This is a genomic window from Neokomagataea anthophila (genome assembly GCF_018122595.1).
In the GTDB taxonomy this organism is placed as follows: domain Bacteria; phylum Pseudomonadota; class Alphaproteobacteria; order Acetobacterales; family Acetobacteraceae; genus Gluconobacter; species Gluconobacter anthophilus.
This window is the reverse complement of the sequence record NZ_JAGRQH010000001.1, coordinates 568745-589618: the sequence shown is the minus strand read 5'-3', so window position 1 is coordinate 589618 and position 20874 is coordinate 568745. Positions and strand designations below refer to the sequence as shown.

At 48.5% G+C, this 20874-nt stretch carries 18 protein-coding genes; 5 read left to right on the top strand and 13 right to left on the bottom strand.

Features of this window, described 5'->3' with window-relative positions; genetic code table 11:
- Window positions 1–43: 43 nt before the first annotated feature.
- The 3 genes from KB213_RS02615 to flgE are packed head-to-tail and all read right to left on the bottom strand — an operon-like array spanning window position 44 to window position 3885.
- Window positions 44–1108 carry a flagellin gene (locus tag KB213_RS02615; protein WP_211680490.1) on the bottom strand — a complete coding sequence of 355 codons (1065 nt, stop codon included), beginning with the start codon at window positions 1106–1108 and terminating at the stop codon, window positions 44–46.
- 2 nt (window positions 1109–1110) lie between these two features.
- Complete coding sequence (flgK, locus tag KB213_RS02610) at window positions 1111–2610, bottom strand: flagellar hook-associated protein FlgK (RefSeq protein WP_211680489.1); 1500 nt, start codon at window positions 2608–2610, stop codon at window positions 1111–1113.
- A gap of 21 nt (window positions 2611–2631) precedes the next feature.
- Window positions 2632–3885 carry a flagellar hook protein FlgE gene (flgE, locus tag KB213_RS02605; protein ID WP_211680488.1) on the bottom strand — a complete coding sequence of 418 codons (1254 nt, stop codon included), beginning with the start codon at window positions 3883–3885 and terminating at the stop codon, window positions 2632–2634.
- 253 nt (window positions 3886–4138) lie between these two features.
- On the opposite strand from flgE, the gene KB213_RS02600 reads away from it, so the two are divergent.
- Window positions 4139–5446 carry an MATE family efflux transporter gene (locus KB213_RS02600; protein WP_211680575.1) on the top strand — a complete coding sequence of 436 codons (1308 nt, stop codon included), beginning with the start codon at window positions 4139–4141 and terminating at the stop codon, window positions 5444–5446.
- Window positions 5447–5468: 22 nt separating this feature from the next.
- Here the strand turns inward: KB213_RS02600 and KB213_RS02595 are convergent, their stop codons facing one another.
- Window positions 5469–6515 carry an aldo/keto reductase gene (locus KB213_RS02595; RefSeq protein WP_211680487.1) on the bottom strand — a complete coding sequence of 349 codons (1047 nt, stop codon included), beginning with the start codon at window positions 6513–6515 and terminating at the stop codon, window positions 5469–5471.
- 189 nt (window positions 6516–6704) lie between these two features.
- Here KB213_RS02595 and KB213_RS02590 point away from each other — a divergent pair, with 189 nt between their 5' ends.
- Window positions 6705–8237 (top strand): Hint domain-containing protein, encoded by a 1533-nt coding sequence (locus KB213_RS02590; protein ID WP_211680486.1) that lies wholly within the window; start codon window positions 6705–6707, stop codon window positions 8235–8237.
- 59 nt (window positions 8238–8296) lie between these two features.
- On the opposite strand, the gene KB213_RS02585 is transcribed toward KB213_RS02590, so the two are convergent.
- The gene (locus KB213_RS02585) at window positions 8297–10207 is read right to left on the bottom strand and encodes a S9 family peptidase (RefSeq protein WP_249110139.1); all 1911 of its coding nucleotides are present in this window, start codon (window positions 10205–10207) and stop codon (window positions 8297–8299) included.
- A gap of 161 nt (window positions 10208–10368) precedes the next feature.
- Between KB213_RS02585 and KB213_RS02580 the strand changes: the two genes are divergently transcribed.
- Entirely contained in the window at window positions 10369–10971 is a 603-nt protein-coding gene (locus KB213_RS02580; protein WP_211680485.1) for a DedA family protein, read from the top strand.
- 4 nt (window positions 10972–10975) lie between these two features.
- Window positions 10976–11920 (top strand): SDR family oxidoreductase, encoded by a 945-nt coding sequence (locus KB213_RS02575; protein WP_211680484.1) that lies wholly within the window; start codon window positions 10976–10978, stop codon window positions 11918–11920.
- A gap of 55 nt (window positions 11921–11975) precedes the next feature.
- On the opposite strand, the gene KB213_RS02570 is transcribed toward KB213_RS02575, so the two are convergent.
- The 8 genes from KB213_RS02570 to KB213_RS02535 all read right to left on the bottom strand — a co-directional run bounded on the left by KB213_RS02570 (window position 11976) and on the right by KB213_RS02535 (window position 19785).
- Window positions 11976–12779 carry a glycosyltransferase family 32 protein gene (locus KB213_RS02570; protein ID WP_211680483.1) on the bottom strand — a complete coding sequence of 268 codons (804 nt, stop codon included), beginning with the start codon at window positions 12777–12779 and terminating at the stop codon, window positions 11976–11978.
- 89 nt (window positions 12780–12868) lie between these two features.
- Complete coding sequence (locus KB213_RS02565; RefSeq protein ID WP_211680482.1) at window positions 12869–13312, bottom strand: CopD family protein; 444 nt, start codon at window positions 13310–13312, stop codon at window positions 12869–12871.
- 2 nt (window positions 13313–13314) lie between these two features.
- On the bottom strand, window positions 13315–14013 hold the full coding sequence (locus KB213_RS02560) for an HAD family hydrolase (protein ID WP_211680481.1): 699 nt from the start codon (window positions 14011–14013) through the stop codon (window positions 13315–13317).
- The gene (gene hemE, locus KB213_RS02555; RefSeq protein WP_211680480.1) at window positions 14010–15104 is read right to left on the bottom strand and encodes a uroporphyrinogen decarboxylase; all 1095 of its coding nucleotides are present in this window, start codon (window positions 15102–15104) and stop codon (window positions 14010–14012) included. Before hemE ends, KB213_RS02560 begins: the two co-directional genes overlap by 4 nt.
- Window positions 15105–15488: 384 nt before the next feature.
- Window positions 15489–17024 (bottom strand): xylulokinase, encoded by a 1536-nt coding sequence (gene xylB / locus KB213_RS02550; RefSeq protein WP_211680479.1) that lies wholly within the window; start codon window positions 17022–17024, stop codon window positions 15489–15491.
- 184 nt (window positions 17025–17208) lie between these two features.
- A complete protein-coding gene (locus tag KB213_RS02545; RefSeq protein WP_211680478.1) occupies window positions 17209–18072 on the bottom strand; it encodes a hypothetical protein in 864 nt (287 codons plus the stop codon).
- A 22-nt stretch (window positions 18073–18094) separates the two neighbouring features.
- Window positions 18095–19117, bottom strand: coding sequence for a ferritin-like domain-containing protein (locus tag KB213_RS02540; protein WP_211680573.1), 1023 nt, complete (start codon window positions 19115–19117; stop codon window positions 18095–18097).
- Between the two features lie 53 nt (window positions 19118–19170).
- A complete protein-coding gene (locus KB213_RS02535) occupies window positions 19171–19785 on the bottom strand; it encodes an ATP-dependent Clp protease proteolytic subunit (protein WP_211680477.1) in 615 nt (204 codons plus the stop codon).
- A gap of 178 nt (window positions 19786–19963) precedes the next feature.
- On the opposite strand from KB213_RS02535, the gene KB213_RS02530 reads away from it, so the two are divergent.
- Complete coding sequence (locus KB213_RS02530) at window positions 19964–20839, top strand: hypothetical protein (RefSeq protein WP_346266652.1); 876 nt, start codon at window positions 19964–19966, stop codon at window positions 20837–20839.
- The last annotated feature ends 35 nt before the right edge of the window (window positions 20840–20874 follow it).

The following is a 20874-nucleotide window of genomic DNA, read 5'->3' as shown; positions in this document are numbered from 1 at the left end:
TTCCTTATGGATATGCGATGAGCGCACTCTTTTTTCAACGTTTTCAAATATAATTTGCGAGCGTCATGCCCTTCATATCGGCAATCAAACTATAAGAAGCCTTCAACTGGTTTTGAGTGTCCGTTAATTGGCTCGAAACCGTTGCTATATCTGCATCTTTTGCTTGACCAAGCTGGCTCGTGAGCGACGAGTTCATCTGCGTCAAAAAAGAAGACTGAGCCGATAAGGTATTTTGTTGAACACCCATCTGAGCCGCGGCATTGGCTAACCCCGTATTCACCGTATTATTTGATGACTGAAGACCCGAAATCAAAGTTTTATAACCATCACTGCCGGTCGATACGCTGCCCAAAGATGCCACAACCATCAGATTTCGCATCAAATCTCGAATAGGAGAGCCTGTCGTAACGGAAGAAGGCGCCCCACCTTGCGTTGCAATCCACCCCACATTTTGTCCCCCTGAGGGGCCTGTCTGAACTTGACTAACAAAGCCTGACATTTCTTGCCCCCCCCCTGAAAGGGCTTGCGAAAAAGGTGAATTCTCTCCCGTTTCAGACGCTTTCAGCAGTGTTTCCTGCAAGACAGCCTGCCCTCCTTGGTCATCCAGTTTACTCACAATACCAGAAACAGCTTGGCTCATAGACGAATTCGCCAAATCGCCCGTTACAGGTGCTGCTCCCGTATTACCCGCGAAGACGTAATTTTCTCCATATTGAGTATTCAAAACCGTTCCGAGCAATGAGAGAGAGGCTCTCGCGGACTGCGCGGCAGATGCAACCGCAGCCGAAGATGGTGTCCCTATTAGAGAAGAAATACCTGCCGTCAGTTTTGTAGAAATATCCGTAATTTGCGTCATTGCACTTTGGCTAGATGACAACTGCGCCTGCGCGCCCTGCACATTTGTTGTCCACGCGGATACTTGTGTCAGCGCAGGTTGCAAAGCCAGTGCCTGCGTCCGAGATGCACCAAGCCCAGCATAGTCCTGTGCTTTTACTCCCGTAGAGACCTCTCCTTGCAAAGCATCTTGCCGGGCAGAGAGCGTGTTCACTGCTGCGGCCATACCATAAAAGGAAGATCCATAACGCATATCCGCCACAATACCGGTCATGATTACCCTCCAATAGCACTCAGCAATGACGTAAACATGGTCTGCACAGCTGAAATAACTTTTGCATTGGCCGAATATGCATTTTGCAATGCCACCACATTCGCCATTTCTTTATCGACTGACACACCAGAGGTGCTCGAAAACTGTGTTGATAAGTTCGTTTGAGTGTTTTTTGCTAATGAGAGATCACTGCTTGCATCTGCCGCCTGTGCCGCTTGATCAGACGTCAGTGCAGTTGCCAGACCAATAATATCTTTCTGACCATTATACCCCGTTCTTAACGTGCCTGATGCTCCCAATCCTTCACTTGGCGCAGCCGTCATAGACGTACCAAACGTATTGGATAGAACGTTTTTCAGGACACTTCCTGTGGTATCCGCAACAAGCAAAGAGGGACTGGCCTGATACTGTGTTGATACACGTATAGATTGCGCCAACCCCAAACTCCCTTGTGGTGGCAGGGTTGTTTGGTCTGCACTCGGTATATGCCCAGACGAATCTGTGAAAATGGGCATGCCCTCCGCTTGGAAACGACTGGCTAAACTATACGCAAATGAATCACACTGAGCTTGCATCGTTGGCAGTGTCGTATCGCGTAATTCGATATTTGCTCCCAAAGAGCCACCCTGCATACTCTTAGTCACGTCAATACCATTCAACGTAACACCGGGAAGGGCATTGCTATCCCCCTGCCCAGGGTAAACGGAACTGGCAGAAACAACAGCACCTGACGTGGTCAACGGAAAGCTATTCGAAATTTGCGGCTGGCCTGACGATGAAGTCATACGTGTGGGTAACGCAACACCATCAGCTGTAGAAATACTCATATCGCCATTGGCAGAAACCTTCCAAGAGATATTCAAATCCCCTGAAAGAGCGTTTAATGCCGTAAATCGCTGATTTTCCAAATCAGCTGTATCTTTTCCCGCTGTTTTTAGAAGCATAATGTTGGTCGAGAGCGAACCGATTGTTGTTAAATTTGTATTGATATCCTGCACAGAGGACATAATTCCATCTTGGGCGCTCTGCCTTTGCTGCTGAATACCCGTACCAAGTCCATTCAACATCTGCGTGACATTACTGGCAGTAGAAATAACCGTGCTTTGTGCCGCACTGCTACTAACGGATGATGATAAAGATATTAAGGATGAGCGAACATTGCCCAATAAATCAGATAATGTGCCACTTGATCCTGAAGCAGAAGATGTTGACCCTTGCAGGGCTGTGACCGCCGATAAAGAGTTGTTCTTCGTATTCTCATACGCAACATTGCTATTTTGCGCATAAAGAGCAGTTTGAACTTGTGTATTAACGGCAAGGCGCGTCCCCGCAACTAACACGCCATTTCCTACACCATTACCAGCACTAGCCATAACGGTTGGCTGTTCCGCAATATAACCAGCCGTGCTTGCATTTGCCGTATTTTGGGATGAAACGGACATCGCATATTGCACCGCAGACAAACCTGTCGATACAATCGATAGAGCATTATTCAATCCCACAAGACGTTACTCTCAAAGATATTATTGAATCATTGCCAACGTCGTCTGCAACATCTGATCAGATGTTGAGACTACTTTAGTATTCGCCCCATATGCCTGTTGGGCCACCACCAACTTCGTGAGATCTCCCGTCAAATCCGTTGTCGAGCTTTCAAGAGATGATGTCGCTAAAGAACCCGCACCATTAGTCCCAACAGCATTCAAACTGGCACTGCCAGAGCCCGAGGTCGCTGTATAAGCTTGGCCATTTTGCGCCGCGAGAGCATCAGGGTCAGCAAAAGTAGCTAAAGGAATTTGGGCAACCATCTGGGACAATCCATTATCAAAACTGGCCATAACCGACCCATCTTTTTGGACACTTAATCCCGTATAATTACCCGTTGTCACACTATCAGACGTCATCGCTGATGAGGCGGTCGCACTGCTCGATGTGCTCAAATTCACACCACTAGCGCTACCAATCATCCCCAATTTAACAGTCATATTTTGAGGGCTGCCCGCATAATTAAACGTTGCTGATGAGCCACCCGCCTGCGCTGTGCCACCGACGGATTTCAAAGACCCATCCGTATTAAACATGACATTTGTTGGGCTGCCTGAACCATCTCCTGCTGACACCGTCCATGATAAAGGGTCTGTCGAAGACTGCTGCCACTTCAACGTAATATTATGCGCCGTTCCTTGAACATCATAAGCCGTTCCAGACGATACGGAAGACGCCCCCGTAGTGGTTGTATTCCCTATACTTCCAGAAACCGTTAACGCCGTACTTTTTGTTGGCTGAAAGGAAATTGTATTGGGAACCTGTATAGGTGCTGCTGTACTACTGAGCCCACCTCCACTTTGCACCTGATAGCCCTGCAGATAATAACCCGATGTATTGACTAAATAACCATCTTTATTTTCAGAAAAATCACCATTTCGCGTGTATAAACTCTGAGGACTAAAAGAGGTGCCACCTTGAGAAGATTCCGAGCCATTTGCAGCAACAACACTAAAAAAACCACGTCCTGAAATGGCCATTCCTAGAGGGTTATTCGATGTTGTTATACTGCCTTGATATTGGGTATTTTGATTCGTCATTGCCGCGACACTATCAGAAGCTCCTTGTACGCTTCCTTTATTTTGTGCCGTTACATAATCAGAGAAACTCGTTCCAGACGCTTTATACCCAACAGTCTGACTATTCGCGATATTGTTCGATAAATCACCAAACGCATGTGACTGTGCATTCAGTCCACTCACAGCCGTATTTAACGCATTGAAAATAGACATGCACACTCCCCGTTAGCGTCACCGCACAGCCACCTCTTGGCACCTCCTGCGATCTTCACATCCCTTAGTTAATAAACCCCTTACGCAAACAGCCTTTCAACTTTGAAACACGGAAACGCCTTTTCCACTCTGGCACTTTTAAAATGAACAAGGCAGAATGAACGCTATGGCTCCAGTTCCTGACATCACTGCCTCACCACGCATCCCCGACAATCCACCGGTTCGCCCGGCACGGTTTGTTCATGGCAGCATTATGCGACACGTCATTACAATGGCGGGCACCGGAGCGATTGGATTAATGGCCGTCTTTGCCGTTGATCTTCTTAATTTTTTCTACATTTCCAAACTGCATGACCCCGCCCTTACAGGGGCCATCGCATTCTCAACATCCATCAGTTACCTACAGGTTTCTGTTTCCATAGGTCTGACAATTGGCCTCGGCGCTTGCATTGGCCGCCTTATTGGCGCACGCCAGCATGATGAAGCCCGCCGGATTGGCTCAGCCTTTCTCGCGGTCATGGTGGTCATGGCTGCCATACTCGGCTTGATCACAGCAGTGTTTGCACCCGAATTTCTAAGCGCGCTTGGTGCAAAAGATGTAGCACTCAGCCAAGCCACCTTATTCCTCCGGCTGACAGCCCCCGCACTGCCTCTCGTATGCCTTGGCATGGCCCTATCCGCTTTACTGCGCGCAGTGGGTGATGCGCGCCGCTCAATGCGTATGACCCTTACCGGTGCCGCTGTCTCCGCTTGCCTTGACCCTATTATGATTTTTGGCTTTCACTTAGGGCTTGAAGGCGCAGCTATCAGCACCATCCTGTCACGCGCAGCCATAACCGCGAGTGGTTTCATCAACCTTCGTGGCCACGATATGCTGGAATGGCCAGATATTCGGGCTATACGTCCTGCCATTCAAAAAGTAGGCAGCATCGCATTACCCGCTATCGCGACCAACCTCGCTACTCCTGCCGGTTCATTATTCGTCACACATGCCATGGCGCGCTTCGGGCTTGATGCCGTTTCCGGTCAAGCAACAATCGAACGCATTGTGCCCGTAGCTTTTGCCCTAGTTTTTGCATTAACCGGTTCCGTAGGCCCCATTATGGCGCAAAATTTAGGCGCTCAACAATTTGACCGCGTTAAGGAAACTCTTGTCTCAGCACTCAAACTCACAGCTCTATGCGTTATATCCACTTGGGCATTAATGGCCCTTGGGCATAACCTAATTCTAGATATTTTTACTGTTCATGGTGTTGGTATTGAGATCGTTCGCTGGTTCTGCTGTTGGTTAGTGTTCAGCTATATGTTTGTCGGTCTTTTATTCGTCGCAAATACAGCATTCAATAATTTAGGACACCCACTCTATTCAACCGGTTTTAACTGGGGGCGTGCCACCCTTGGCACCATCCCATTGGTTTGGCTTGGCGCACATTATTTTGGTCCACTCGGTATTATCTGCGGACAAGCGCTCGGTGCCATTATTTTTGGCACATCTGCCATTCTAACGGCTTTTCATGTTATCCGTAAATTAGGCCAAACATCTCAATCTGAAGCGCCTTAACAGGCGCTCCAGACTGAACGATTTATGGTGCTGGATTAGCATTTAACTGATGCACAGCATCAATATCTTTTTCCATTTCATCTGTGATATTTACATCTACAGACCCCAACACTACTTTAAGTTGTTCAATACTCGTTGCACCAATAATGTTGGATGTTACAAATTGACGGGATGTCACAAAAGCAACCGCCATTTGAACAGGATCAACATTATATTTGTGTGCAACGGCCAAATATGAACGAATGGCCGTATCTACACCCGGCTTTTCGTAACGCTGCCCACGATTGAACAACGTTGTTCGCGCACCTTTTGGCCGCGCACCATCCAAATATTTTCCAGTTAAGTAACCTTGCGCCAAAGGAGAATAGGCCAAAAGCCCAACATGCTCCCTTAAAGACTGCTCCGCCAGACCAATTTCAAAAGTACGGTTCAACAAATTATAAGCATTTTGAATCGAAACAACCCGTGGCAAACCCGTTTTCGATGCTTCAATGAATTTAGAAACACCCCATGAGGTCTCGTTTGACAGACCAACATGACGAATTTTCCCTTCTCTCACCAAATCTCCAAGAACCGACAATGTCTCTTCAATCGAGACTTCATCTGCCTCAGATAGCCCCTTAAAAGTTGTGCCACCCTCACCAAATAAGCCGATGGAACGATCGGGCCAATGCAACTGGTACAGATCGATATAATCCGTTTGCAAACGCCGCAAAGAGCCTTCCAAAGCATATCGAATTTGACGCGATGTTAATCGGGCTTCTTCACCATTTGGCCTAAACCACGGATTCTTTGAACGCCCAACTACTTTACTCGCTAAAATAACATCATCGCGTTTTCCACGTGCTTTAAACCAATTTCCTATGATGGTTTCGGTAGAACCATAGGTCTCAGCCCGTGGTGGAATAGAGTATAACTCAGCCGTATCAATGAAATTAATACCACATTCAACAGCCAAATTTAACTGATCATGCCCTTCTTCTTCGGTATTTTGCTGACCGAACGTCATGGTTCCCAAGCATATATCACTAACCATTATGCCTGTTTTTGAAATTTCACGCTTATTCATGAAATACCTCACTCCTTTATTTTAAATAATGATATTATTAATATAGAAAATAATAAACAAAAAATATGTTTTTTTATCTTGAAAATCGATCATTTTTGAATAACAATAAGTGTTATTATAAGGCAAACAAAGTTAACGAAGGATTCTTCCCTTTGTTGCCTCCCTGCGTTGAAAAATGGAGCCCATACCATGACAACCACGATCACTGATAAAAAAACTGCCTATTATACCGGTGGAAATGATTATTATATTAATGGCGGCATCCTAAATATTAATGCCGCGTCGGGTCTTGTTGGATCTGATGGTGGGACATCTTCCACTGCAACGATTGGTAGTGCTAACGGTGAAATTGACATTAATATTGGGTCATCTGTACTAGCAAACCTGAGCGGAAATCAAACGTACTCTCTATACTTACAAAACACACCATCAAAAAATTTCTTATTTAATTTTAACATTAGCGGTTCATCTACAAAAATTGAAGCTGCTTATACATCAAGCAGCAACACAACTGTTCTTGCTGCTCGAGTATATGGAGGACTTTATAATCCCTTCTCTGGATATGGTAGCAGCATAACAGTTTACATCTATATGCCAGGCAATCCATACGGTTATACACCAGATCAATCTTACACCCTTGGAAAAACAACCTCAGCCCTTCTTGGCTCAACAACAACAGCTACTGTCTGCTACCTGCCGGGAACGATCATCGAAACCCCTCAAGGTCCAGTCGCTATTGAAGACCTGTCTGAAGGTAGCGAAGTTTACGTTTTTGAAAATGGCGCCCGTCACACGGACACAGTTCGCTGGGCTGGCCATAAGACAGTCAACGCTAACACAACTGAAGAACAAGCAATCCGCATCAAAGCGAATGCTCTAAGCGAAGGTGTACCTTTCAAAGACCTTCTCGTCACACCAGAACACTGCTTGTTCTTAAATGGTCGTTTCGTTCCGGCTCGTTTGCTTGTTAATAACCGCTCTATTGTTATTGATGAGCAGAAGTCTTTCGAAATCTATCACATCGAAACAAACAAGCACTCCGTTATCATGGCAGACGGCGCTCTGGCTGAGAGCTACCTCGACACCGGTAACCGACACAGCTTCAAAACTGACAATAAAGTCGTGGTTGGTGGTTTCGATGCTCCTAAAACATGGGAAAACGACGCAGCTGCTGCTCTCGAAGTAAGCCGTGAGTTCGTGGAACCTCTCCACGCAGAACTAGCTGCACGGGCTGAAACCCTGGGCTTTGCTCTGGAAAAGGCTGCCCCTGAATTTACCGAAGATGCTGCTCTTGCATTGGTAACGGCAGATGGCGTTGCTCTTCCTCTGCTCCGCCGCACAGCACAACATGCTGTCTTCCAAGTGCCTTCAAGCGTTGATCGCGTTTACCTAACGTCACGCACGGTCAGCCCTCGTGACCTCATTGGTCCTTTCGTTGATGACCGTCGTGAACTCGGCGTCATGGTTAGCGACATCACGCTCTTTGACGGTGCTTCAACGCAAAAAGTCACATCTCACCTGACGCAAGATGACGTTCATGGCTGGGAACATCGTGATGAAGAAGGCCGCCGTTGGACGAAGGGCTGTGCCGAAATCACCCTCGACAAGCGTACAACCAACACAATGGGCGTTCTGTCCATCGAAATCATCGCAGGTGGTCCATACCGCGCTAACTCGACGAACGAAACACTAGATTATCTGGCAAAGCAAGCCGTTGCCTAATCACACACCTCTCGTGTGAACAAGAACGGGGCCCGATGACGGGCCCCGTTTTTTATTGTTTACTGCGCGGCAAAAACTGCTTGGTAAAAGGCCAACTCACGCGAGAAAGCATCCATCACAGTCTCTTTCTGCCGAAAACCATGCTTCTCTCCCGGATAGATATGTAACTCTGCCTTTTCTAAACAGGCCACCATATCTTCAGCTTGTGACAGCGCGACAACCTTATCTTCATCACCGTGTAGGAAGAGAACAGGATCTTTAATATCCTGCGCAAAAGTCAGAGGAGAACGCTGTAAATACACGTCTTCAGCGTCTGGATATGGGCCAATTAACCCATCCAAATACCGTGCTTCAAACTTATGTGTTTCTTCGACTAAACCTCTCAAATCAGTAACGCCGTATAACACTGTGCCAGCGACAAATAGGTTTGAGCGCGCCAGAGCTCCCAACACCGTCAAACCACCTGCACTGCTGCCACGAATAACGCATCGTCCAGGATCTGCCTGTCCATGATCCACTGCAGCCTGCGTCGCAGCTAAGACATCATCAATATCGATAACGCCCCACTGCCCATTCAATGCATCCCGATACTGCCGTCCATAACCGGTCGAGCCACGATAATTTACATCCAGAACAGCAAAGCCTCGTGATGTCCAAAATTGAACTTTAAAAGCGAAACCCGTATTGGCTCGCCCGGTTGGTCCGCCATGCGCCATCACAATCAATGGCGGCAACTCCCCATCAGCCACAACCTGCTGATGACTACTTGGTGCATAATAAAGGGCATGAGCCGTGGCACCACCTGTTGTCTCATAGGTAATAGGCCGCGGCACTGCGATATCCGCTTTCACAACAGTATCAGGCAGTTCAACACTCTGCCTAATAACGGTGTGATCGCCATTAAGAGCACCAATAATAATCCGCTGCGGCCTATCAGATGGTGCATCAATCCATGCCAAACGCCCATCCGCTAAAGGCTCCGGAACATTCACCGGGGCACCTAATGTCACATTATCCCACGTTCCATGCTGGAAAATTTGAACATGGTTAAAACCGTTACATACCGCCAAAGCTATCAGATGGTCTGCTGACAGAGGTGCCACACTCCTCTGACCAAAAACCCAGTGCGGCAAGCCAATTTCCATCCCACAAGACGGTAATACACGCCGTTTCCAATGCCCTGTATCCTGCTGGAAACAGACTGGCGTCCAAAGCCCTGACGAATCCTCCGTCGCAAATAGAGCACCATCTGCACTCCAGCGTGGCTCAATAATACTGCACGGTGTTGGCCCGCTGATATCTATGCTGTTACGCAATTGAGGCTGGCTCTCCTCATCATAAAGCAGTTCAGCAATATACAGGGCTGTTTGCGTCCATGGCATATGCGGATGTTGCCAAGCGAACCATGCCAACCACTTCCCATCAGGTGACGGGCGTGGTGCAGCATAAAAATCTGCTCCTTCAACCAACACTGTTTCCACACCCTGCTTGGAAACATACACAATGGATGCAATAGGCTCTGAACCAGCTTGAGGAACTTCACGCACAGCAAAAACACCGTGCCCATCCGGTGACCATGTTAAATCTGCATAACGATGCTGTGGGTTTAAAGAGCACTGCGTCTCATCAAACCATAAAGCACCTGTTTTACGATCACTCAAAACCAATTCAGGCCCACCATCCGCACCAATGCGCATATCCCACGCACCACCGCCATATTCATGGACCGAAGAACCAACACTCACACCCGACGGAGAAAGATCAACAATACCGCCACCAGGGCTATATGCTGTCACAACACTGCGCCCTGCTTCCTCCGGACGGGTTTCTAACCACGCGACCCAATGTCCTGTAGTGCGTACTTCATTAAAGCCACGCGTTTTCCCTGCGACCAAAGCAGGCGAGACCCATGATGGCCAGAACCCCGCCTTTGAAGTGCCTGATGATTTCTGGTGATGTAAATCCATCATTTTCCATCCTGTGGGTATGCCGTATGCTAGGCATACCAAGCTTACCGGCCGTAACCAATAACGACCAGCTTACGAACGGAACCTGAACCCTGCTGCATCTATCCCCTATCCTCGACGATTTACTGCAACATTACGGCTATAGCGTTATTGGCCTCACGGTTATGCTGGAAAGCATGGGACTGCCCCTGCCTGCAGAAAGCATTATCATTGCCTCCTCGCTCTACGCTGGCAGCACACATCACCTCGAAATCCAATGGATTGTCGTCGCGACTGTTATAGGCGCTATTATGGGTGATAATCTTGGCTATCTCATCGGGCATCGCTTTGGCTTTAGCCTTTTGCGTAAACACGGCACCAAAGTTGGCTTAACCGAAGAACGCCTCTTGCTCGGACGTTATTTGTTCAAAAAACACGGTGGTATCATCGTTTTTCTTGGACGGTTCGTCGCTATTCTGCGCGTCTTTGTTGCGCTTTTAGCCGGGGCCAACCGTATGCCGTGGATGACTTTTCTCTTCTACAATGCCCTAGGGGGTTTAGCATGGGGAGGAGGTTACGCGATTATTACCTACCAATTGGGCAAACAGATTGAAAAAATTACTGGTCCCGTTGGTATTACCCTCGCTGTGCTCGGTGTCTTATGTCTCGTCGGTGGTTTTCTTTTTCTAAAAAAGAACGAAAAACGCCTAACGGAAGAAGCCCTCAAACAAGCACGTCTTGAAGAGCGTTCAGCACCATCAACCCCACATGGCTCCAAAGAGAGGTAAGCATATGGCGTCCACACCTTCCTCATTAATTGGGAAAACGGCTCTCATCACCGGCTCTACTGGTGGTCTCGGCTTTGAGACGGCAGTGTCTTTAGCGGCTCGCGGCGCATCCGTCATTCTTAGTGGACGTTCTTTAGAAAAAGGGCACACAGCGTTAGAGCAATTGCGTTACCGCGTTCCCTCCGCACAAGCACGGTTTGAAGTGCTTGATTTAGCTTCACTGGCCTCTATTGCAGATTTTGCCGAAATCTTACGCGCTAAAGGAGAGCCCCTGCACTTCTTGGCCAATAACGCTGGCGTTATGGCTCCCGCACAGCGCCTTACCACCAAGGACGGTTTTGAACTGCAATTTGGCACCAATCACCTTGGCCATTTTGCTCTTACGGGACGCCTTCTCCCTCTTTTAGCCAAAGGGGAAGCACGCATCATGACGGTTTCTTCTCTTGCCGCAAAACGTGGCACATTACCTTTCGGTGATCTCAATGCGCGTCACCGCTATCAAGCATTTGAACGCTACCGCCAAAGCAAACTTGCTAATCTGCTCTTTGCCTTAGAACTCGATCGCCGGGCGCGTAACGCACCTTGGCCTATTCACTCTCGTGCGGCTCATCCCGGTTGGGCTGCCAGCAACATTATGACCAATAATGCAGCACTGGATCATCATAGCACATTCGTCACACGCGCTGCCCGCCATACATTGCGTCGTGTCGGTTGGAAGGTTTTCACGTTCATGGGGCAAGACGTGGCACAAGGCGCTGAGCCTTTGCTCTATGCCCTGACCTCATCAAATGCACAGGATGGCGCTTATTACGGCCCTAAAGACCGTGAGGAACGCCGTGGCCCACCCGCAGAGGCTTTTATACCACCACAAGCTCATGACCTTGAAAAGGCGCGACGTTTATGGACCGTATCTGAAACCATGACAGGCGTAAAATACGGCCTTGTTTAGAAAATACATTTTCTATGTGGGTATATATGGCTACCCACATAGCACCTCTTTTAACTCAGGATGGTTTAGCAATACGCCAATTGCCTTCTACAGAGTTCTTATACTGCATATCCGCATGATAAAATGCTTCACCTAAAGCATGGTGATGACGGAAAATTACACCCGTTTCCTTCGGTGAAAGACCATCATCAATTGCTTTTTGTGCAAGCCATCCAGCAGTTTTAATTGTTGTGACACCCGGGCCCGTTTCAACCCAAATATTTTCAAATCTTTTCGTTTTTACAAAGCGATCAACATTTTCAAACAACCCACCCAAAATCGCATGCATCACTGGATGCCGCGCTTCTGTCATGAAGAAATCGTTATCAATGCACCATGGTTCACCAATGGAATATGTCAGCAAACAGCTAAACTCTGCGCCTGCCCCCACTTTTGCAATGGGGCCATGCGCCAATGTATCAACATCCACATAAACCCCACCATTTTGGTAAAGGTCACAAATCCGCCAAAAGTCAGAACGCATCGCAGCATGGAAACATGCATCATATAAAGCTGCTGCATCTTGGCCATAATGGGCATGGATGAACGCCCGTGCTTCTTCATCATCAATGATATGATGTGAAAAATCAGGGTTAAAATGTTTGAAGCTTTCAATATTTTTTTGAACTTCTTCTGGGATATTTTTAGAGTGCCAGTATTGAATTAAACGCTTTGGAATGCGCGACGGCAACTCTCCAGAAAGACCCGCTGGAATTTGTGGCAACCAGCCCGTTTCAATACCTGCTGTAAGCAGATCAAAACATGGCATTCTTTCACCTGCATACACATTTTGGAGCGATTGCGGGGCTGAATTTGTCACAGTTTACATCTCCTGACTTCAGAAGGGCATAGTGAACATGCCCTTACCTGAACTTCATGTTCCTAAGTAACCTTACGAATAAACCATATTTATGGTCGAACAATGATCATAATGACAACGATCATCATTAAAATTGTCGGTATTTCATTCGCAATACGATAATATCGTTCTGTATGGTTATTTTTCTGTATGAAAAATTGTTTACGCCACACAGAACACATTCCATGAAAACCACAAAGTCCAATCACAGCGATAAGCTTCATCCACCACCATAGAGCCCCCCACTCAATGATACCCGGCAAAGAAGCAAGCGTACCACCAACGAGAATAGTCACGATCATCGCTGGATTCATGATCTGTTTGAGGAGTTTCCGCTCCATAACGGTAAAGCGCTCATACTCTGCAGATCCCGGCTCTGCTTGGCAGTGGTACACAAACAGTCGGGGGAGATAAAATAATCCCGCCATCCAAGCTGTAAAAGCCATAATGTGCAGTGCTATCAACCACTGCACATGCTCCATAACAGCCTGCATTATCACGATGCTTGGCTTTGCAGTACACGCTCCACTAAGGGGGCGAGTTCAGACATATGCGATATCCGCACAAAGCCAGGCTGCGGCCAAAAGGCAGGTAAAGGCTTACCGTCTTCCCTTAGCAAAACACAGCTCATACCAGCCTTCCAAGCTGCCTCTGCTCCAGGGTCACTGTCTTCAATAACAAGGCAGTTTTCTGGCGCTTGCCCCTCCTGCTGTGCGGCGTACAGATACACGGCAGGTGATGGCTTTGGTTCTCCCATGTCATTTGCTGAATGTATGCGGTTTTCTGGGAAAAATTGCGTCATATTCGTTCGTGTAAACTTTGCTTCCATCTCTTGGACAGATGAATTTGATCCAACACGAACCGGCATTCGCAAACGCCGTATTTCTTCAAGCATTTTAGGAGAACCACTTACAGGTTCTGCCATTTTTTCCATAATCTGTACAAGATTTTGACGTAAAATGAACGCCGTATTTTCTGGAAGTGAATGTCCTAATTCTGCTTCCAAATCTCGCACGACATCCGGCAAAGCCATGCCTATAAAACGTTTATGCGCCTCATCATCCGAGATTGATAAGCCTAAGCTACGCGCAAACTGCGCTGTAGCCTGACAAGATACAACCTCACTATCCACTAAAACACCATCACAATCAAAAATGATGAGTTTTAAGCTGCCAGAAGGATCAAGTGCCGTCATAAAGACCTTACCGCTGCAACAAGTTCTGCCACGTGTTCTGGAGGTGTATGCTGCATCACACCATGTCCAAGATTAAAAACATGTGAACGATGACGCAAAGAATGACAAATAGACTGTGCCTCTTGCACCATTGCCTTTCCGCCTGAAAACAAGATTGTCGGGTCTAAGTTGCCTTGTAATGTGACATGAGGGGCATGTTTATTCAGAAGATCAGAAATCTGTACAAGGTCAGCACTCGTATCAAGTGCCAAAGTGCCTATGCCTGTTTTTTGAGCATATTCAACAGCCATAACACCAGCTAAGCGAGGAAACCCAATAATAGGAATCTCAGGGTAACGCCCTCGTAAAATAGAAACAATCCGTCGGGTAGGTTCAATAACTGTACGTCTAAAAGCTGAAGGAGGTAGTAAACCTGCCCATGAATCAAAGAGCATAACAGCTTCAGCGCCCGCTTCGATTTGTCCAAAAAGCATCTCAGCAGTTTGTTCAACAAGAATATCAATTAAACGATCAAATAATAATGGGTTTTCCAACATCATTTTACGTGTTGTTGCAAAATCTCGTGACCCACCACCTTCAACCATGTAGCAAGAAACAGTAAAAGGACTGCCTGCAAAGCCTAATAAAGTTGTTTCTTTTGGTAAAGACTTCGTCAAACGCGTTAATGTTTCACGAATAGGAGCGGTAATCTCTGCAATACGTGCAGGATCTAAACGAGCTAAATCGTGTTCTGACCGAATAGGCTCTAGTACGGGGCCACGGCCTTCAATAAATTCTAATGATTGCCCCATAGCCCACGGCAAAATGAGAATATCTGAAAATAGAATAGCACCATCCATGCCATAACGTCGGATAGGCTGTAAGGTTAATTCTTCTGCAATATCCGGTGTTGTACACCGTGTTAAAAAGTCCGCTTGTGCGCGCAAAGCGCGGAATTCAGGCAAATATCGTCCAGCTTGTCGCATTAACCACATTGGTGGTGGCCATACTGCTTCGCCTTTGAGTGTTCTTATGAGTTTTTTTTCGACAGAGGCTGAACCAGTCACATCACAAGCTTTCAATGCGGAATCAGTGGAACGAAATGAATTCATAACGCTCACTAACCATGAATAATAAAAGAAAGAAATCCTGTTGGGATTATAGAACCCTGTGGTACTTGGGGTACCCGGCTTTCAGAGAATGTACCCCAGCTTACGCACAGTGTGTACAACTCTACACGATAGGAAAAATGCGGGCTGCATGATTCTATCCCGTTTTACCCACAGAGGGGGTGTGTACAATCCCCATTGCAGAGAGGTGTACCCACTCATCCCCAGTACTCGGTACTCGTCTACGGTAAGGCAGTACCGTCCCCATGTACCCCAGTACTCGAACACTGTACTGACAGGGTTAAAGTCAGGAGAGACTCGATTCCTTTTGGGGAGCCATAGTCTCTTCAAACCGTCTTGGCGATAGGCTTGCATGTACAAAGACATTCAAAGATCGGCACGACGACCATAGCTATGGCCATAATGATGGCCATGGGGCCCAGCGTGATGTGGTACACCATGGTTGGCGTTACTAATCTCTTTGAGTAAGGGGTACGCTGCACGATAACGCTCCTGAGATTGAGCGTAGGCATCACGAAGCGATGGATCAGGCATAAGTGTTTCTGCCCGTAATGGTGGCAGACAGATGTTGCTAATGTCTTCTTGTGTTACGGATAGTCGTGCTAACCGCGCAGCACCAAAAGCTCCTCCCTGTTCACCATGGGCTAGTCGGTTCAAAGGGAGGTCCAAAACAGAAGCTAGGATTGAAATCCATAAACGACTGCGCGAGCCACCGCCAATAACATCGGCTGAGCGCAGCATGGAGCCTGCGTCATGCAGGCCATCTAACGCATCACGAAAAGAATGAGCTACGCCTTCGAGAACCGCTTGTGTGAGTTCAGGGCGTGCTAAGGAACGATCAAGACCTAGAAAAGCCCCTCGAACATGACCGTCATTATAGGGTGTACGCTCACCGTTTAGGTAAGGTAGGAACAGTGCACGGGAGGGACGATCCACATGATCCGGCAGTTCCGATAATAACGTGCTAACATCGCAATGATTAATGTCGGCCCACCATGCCAGTGAGGAAGCTGCAGACAGTGTGACGCCCATTTGATGCCATGTTTGCGGCAGAGCATGGCACATGGCGTGGATGGCGCTCTGTGTGTTGGGACGAAAGCGATCTGTGGTGCACCATAGAACTCCAGAGGTGCCGAGGGATAAAAATGCATCTCCCGCTCGCACAGCGCCTAATCCTACCGCTGATGCCGCATTATCCCCTGCACTGCCTGCAATCTGTGGTGGGTGCTCTATGCCCCAGCGGGCGGCTAAGGACGCTGAGAGGGTTCCTGCGGCGTCAGTGCCTTCACAGAGGCGTGGCATAGCCTTTTGGCTTAATCCTGTGGCATCCAAAGCGGCATCAGACCATTTGCGCTGCCCGACATCTAACCAGAGCGTCCCTGACGCATCGGACATGTCTTCGATTTTCTCGCCACAGAGTTTAAATCTCAGCCATGCTTTTGGCAGCAGAACGTGACGGACATTTTTAAAAATATCTGGTTCGTGTTTACGCACCCATAAAAGTTTAGGTGCGGTGAAGCCAGGCATTGCGATATTGCCGCAAACAGCGCGACTTTGCGGGAAGGCATGTTCAAAGGTGCGGCATTCGGTATCTGACCGCACATCATTCCAAAGAATACAGGGTCGTAACACCTGATCCTGAGCCCCTAATAAGACAGCGCCATGTTGCTGCCCAGAGAGACCGATGCCTTTCACTTGCGCCATTGCTTGTGGAGCATCTTCTTTTAACCCATCAAGAGCTTCTAGAAGAGCCTCCCACCAGTGCTCTGGGTTTTGTTCACTCCAGCCATTATGGGGGGATTGGACGGAGAGTTTAACGGTGCGGTTCGCAAGGACGTGTTGCTGTTCATCGACCAAAATGGCTTTTAAACCGGAGGTGCCAGCATCAATACCAATATACATGAGGGAGATCCGTTTCAGCCTTCGCTTAGACGGTTTTGTTACGCCTCATGTTTAGAGTGGAGGGATCACGATCTTTGTGAAGGACTGCACGATTACGCGAGTAAGAGTATTATGGCCCTAGTGTTCTAGGCGCCATGGCGTATGTGGAGAGTAGATGGCCGAGTGATGTGCTACCTTCGCGTGGTTACGAGCTTTTTCGTCTTAGAAAAGGGCGAGTATGATCCCAAACTTTCAAACCACGTAAAGCGAGATCTGCAATTCCCGGTAGTAGCCGAGGCTGCATAAGGGATGGGTTAAAGGCTTGCATGCGCCGGGCATTTTCACGGTAGCAATCTTCAACAAAACCACGGAATGAAAAACCATCGAGGAACAGGTTGGTTTGTGTAACGGCAAAATCTTTCCCGTCATTTGCGTCCTGTCCACGTTTCGCCATACCGAAGAGACGTTTTGCCGCACGTCCATAAAAGCGTAAGGTTTTGAGTTGGCGCCGGGCGTTTCCTAAGCCTTTTTGTCGTTCACGCCATGCCATATAATTGATGAAGAACACGATATGCCGTGTTTCTTCAAACATGAGCACATCAAAAATTTCAAACATGGCTTCGGGCAGAAAACGTGATTGTCGTGCTGTTTTGAATGCACCAAACCCTAAAAAAGCATCCAGACATTCCCCAAAACCGAAATCGATAAAGGCTGTTTCAAGATCATCTGGAAAAGCTTCTAAGGGCTGGGGGTGTGCATCTAACCCATAACGCTCGATCATGACCTGAATAAGTTTGGCATGACGTGCTTCTTCTAGCCCCTGCAAGGCAACGGCTTCTTTTACGATTGGATCTTTAATCTGTGGTGTGAAAGCATCGACAATGGCACCGGCCCGGCGCTCTGTATGATACACTTCTTGCCAGAAAGGGACGGCACGCAGCTTAGCGAGGTCTTCCTCAGATAAAGCAGGCCAAGGGAGGCTTTCTGGATCAAACACCTGATGAGTGTCGATGAATTGCTGGCAGAAAAACCGTTTATGCGTTTCTGAACCGGCTTCAATCACAGACATAGTGCTCTCCCTTGGGGAACGGTTAGGCTGCGGCTTTACGCTTTCCAAACCGGGTTTGTGCTTTGTCCCATAGCTTTGCCCCTTTAATGATGACGCGGGCAATGGCTGGGGTGGTGGTTGGGCGTTTGAGGCGCACGTCATAACCGGAGAAACGGCGGGCATCTTCATCAAGGCAAAGCTGCATCAGTTCAGGCACTTTGATGTCGATATTCGTGACATCTTTTGCACCGTTTACCGTGAAGTTATTGTCTTGCGTATGTTCTTCACCATTATCATCCATGGAGCGCGCCAGTCCCATACGTTCATAGGCTAAGAACAGCCAAACACCGATCACGCGCAGTTCAAACCATGGGCGTTTCCAGAATGGCATGACCGCACGATGCCATGCGAGCCAGTTGGCGAACAGTAAGATATGGCGGCACTCTTCCTGCATGACAGGCTCAAATGTTTCGATCAGTTCGAGTGGGAAGAGACCTGAGCGTTCGGCGAGTGCGAAAAGTCCAAACGCAAAGAAGCTATCAACACATTCGGAGAAGCCTGTGACCAGATAGGCCCATTCTGTGTCTTTAGGTTCTTTATATTCTGGCTCTGGGGCCATTTTAATCTTGTAGGCTTCAACCAGCTTGGACAGCACTTCTTTATGACGGTTCTCTTCCCATGCATTGCGGGAGAGTGCGTCTTTCATCTCTGGGTCATCAATCATGGCGGCATAAGCGGCCATGCGTAAGCGTGCTTTGCCCTCCGTTTGCACGGCAATATCCCAAATTGGAAGAGAGGTAATGCGGTGCAATGTAACGGGGTCAAGCTCCGGCCAAGGAATGACCGAAGGTTTGTAAGGATTAAATGTATCGCGGAACATTTGCGCGGTTGCCCGCTTATGTTCATCAGTGCCGGGCTTTAGGGGGCCGGGGATGTCACTGCTCCAGTGGCGCGCCTCATAATCAACGCGTTCGAGCGTTTTCTGCGATGGGGCATCAGGCAGATGAGAATAGATCTCTTCGATCGATTTGGCGCTTTTGAGTGACGTTTGAGGCGCGCTGGTCATGGCGTGTTTTCGCGGCGCATTGTTCATGCGCCGTGCTCCTAAGTCGTTGAGCGTTAGGTGAGGTCAGTGGCAGAGGAAATGATACGGTTTACAAGGCCGTATTCGATCGCCTCTTCGGCAGACATCCAGTAGTTACGGTCCGTATCTTTCGCAACTTTTGCGTATTCTTGCCCTGTTTCCCGCGCGAAGAGGCGGTTGAGGCGTTCGCGCATTTTGATGATTTCGCGCGCTTCAATGTCGATATCAGTTGCGGGACCGCGCACGCCACCCATCGGTTGATGGAGCAGAAAGCGTGTATTGGGCAAGCAGACACGGCGTTCTGGTCGGCCAGCCGCATAAATAAGCGCACCAGCAGAAGCGACCCAGCCCGTGCCAATCATGTTGATGGGAGCGACAGAATCCACAAAACGGATCATGTCATGGATCGTGTCACCACTTTCGACATGGCCGCCGGGTGAATTGACGTAAACGTCGATGGGTTTGTTGGAATCGCCAGCGAGAGCCAAGAGGCGGCCGGTGACTTCACGGGCAAGCTTATCGTTGATCCCGCCGAAAATCAGCACTTTGCGTTGGTCAAACAACCGGTTTTCTAGTTCGGGCCCGGCTGAGGCTTTGATGTCCTCTTTTTCGGGGGCGTCGGTTTCTTCGTCAAAGCGTCGGAAGGTCATGCGTGTGATGTCCTTGATAGATTATAGTGGTCCAGCGTCTTCTTCCCCTATCCTGCGCCTCGTTTGCCTCGGTGCCAAGCCCGACAGTGCACGAAGTCTCGCCATGAAGGACGAGAGAGGCTAGGTTTCATAGAATTTCATCTTTGGGTTGAGCCAAAACAAGAGCGGGGTCGCGGCAGTGCTTGGACGAAAACACGGAATTGTGGTCGGTGGTTTCCTGTTAGGGCTGGCGGGGTGTGCGCATCAAGATGGTGTCGAGACGACTAATCAGTGGTGGCATAATTTTGAGGGTGGTGAGATTGCACAGTTGCGTGCACCACCGCCGGGACAAAGTGAGCCTTATCCTTTAGTGAGCAAAACACCAACGGAAGCGCCTGATTTGCCCTCTCCGGCAGCGCGTGAATTGCAAACGCAGCAATTGGAAATGGACCGTAACCTCGCACAGCGTGCAAGTGCGGCACAGGGACCATTACCGACCGTCCCAAAATCAGCGCCACCACCAACGGTGAAGACGGATAATAATGCTACGATGGGGGCTGCGACGGACCAGAAAGCGCCTCCATCAGTGGCCTCGGTGCCGCAGCACTCTGAGGCGGTGATGCCAAAATTTGTAGCGAAAACCTCAGTGAATTCAGGTGCTTTGCCAGAGATGGTGAGTGCTCCTCCTGTGCCTGTCTCGTTTCCGGGTTTCTCTGTGCCTATGACGGCCGGCACATCACAGGCGGTATTGCCGGAGATCAATGCGGCTACACCGGAAGGAACGCTTATTCGTTTTCAGGTCGCGACGGATCAGGTCGTTGGTGATGCTCAGTCAGCCTATCAGCATATTGCTGGGCAGCGTCACGGTCAGCGCGTTAAAATTTTGGGATTTGGTGCGGCAATGAGCGCTGATGCTGGATTGGCACCGGCAGATCAGGTTCGTGAGGTCTCACTGGGGCTTTTACGGGCACAAGTGGTGGCACGTGGTTTGATCGCGCAAGGTGTGCCGCAAAGTGTCATTGATCTGTCAGGAGAAGCTATTGGTGATGGGGTGCGGGTTCGTATTGCGCAGTAAGGCTGTTTCGCTTCTGTGAAAACCTGTCTATCGTC